At 62.3% G+C, this 1,250-nt stretch carries 1 protein-coding gene; it reads right to left on the reverse strand.

Going from position 1 to position 1,250, the window contains the following annotated elements:
* On the reverse strand, positions 1–1,250 hold a 1,250-nt coding region (gene pgi, locus PQR42_RS45490; protein ID WP_408393953.1), incomplete at both ends, for a glucose-6-phosphate isomerase.

The following is a 1,250-nucleotide window of genomic DNA, read 5'->3' on the forward strand; positions in this document are numbered from 1 at the left end:
TTCGGCGCCGTCAGGTCGGCCTCGACCACCTTGCCGAGAATCTTGCCCAGCTCCACGCCCCACTGATCGAATGAGTTGATGTTCCACACCGACCCCTGCACCAGCACCTTGTGCTCGTACAACGCGATCAACGCGCCGAGCGAACGTGCGGTGAGCGCGTCGACCAGTAGCGTGCTGGTCGGACGGTTGCCCGGAAACATCAGGTGCGGTGCGAGTTCAGGCTTGTCGGCACCGGCCACTTTCTTCGCTTCTTCGAGCGTGCGACCGAGCATCAGCGCTTCACTCTGCGCAAAGCAGTTGGCCAGCAGCTTCGGATGATGGCTGACGAGCGGATGCTCCGGCGTCAGCACGGCGATGAAGTCGATCGGCACGATCGTCGGACCCTGATGCAGCATCTGGAAGAACGCATGCTGACCATTGGTGCCCGGTTCGCCCCACGTCACCGCGGCGGTCGGATAGTCGACCATCGCCCCGTCCAGACGCGCGGACTTGCCGTTGCTCTCCATCTCGAGCTGTTGCAGATACGCGGGCAGGAAATGCAGCGCTTCCGAATACGGCGCGACCAGGTAGCTTTGCGAGCCGAAGAAGTTGCGATACCAGATGCCGATCATGCCGAGCAGCACCGGCAGATTCTTGTCGAGCGGCGCGTCGCGGAAATGCTGGTCCATCTCGTTGGCGCCGGCGAGCAGTTCATCGAACTGCTGCGGTCCGATCGCGATCATGATCGACAGACCGACGGCCGACCACAGCGAATAACGTCCGCCGACCCAGTCCCACATCTCGAAGACATTCTCTTTCGCGATGCCGAACTTGACCACTTCCGCAGGATTGGCCGACACGCCGACGAAGTGCTTCGCCAGCGCGCTTTCCGGGCAGCCTTTCTCGATGAACCAGTCGCGCAGCGAGCGCGCATTGGTCATGGTTTCGAGCGTGGTGAAAGTCTTGGAGACGATGATCGCGAGCGTCTCTTCGGGATCGATCTGCTGCATCACGTTGTACAGATCGGCGCCGTCGACGTTCGACACGAAGTGCGTGGTGATCTCCGGCGTGGCCAGATGATGCAGCGCATGCACGACCATCTTCGGCCCCAGGTCCGAGCCGCCGATGCCGATGTTCACGACATAGCGGATCCGTTTGCCGGTATAGCCTTTCCACTCGCCGCTGCGCACCTGGTCGGCGAACGCGGCCATCTTGGCGCGCTCGGCCTGCACCTGAGCGTAGAACGGCGCTTTCGGATCGGTAGCGCGCAG

Source organism: Paraburkholderia sediminicola, assembly GCF_046027355.1.
Classification (GTDB): domain Bacteria; phylum Pseudomonadota; class Gammaproteobacteria; order Burkholderiales; family Burkholderiaceae; genus Paraburkholderia; species Paraburkholderia sediminicola_B.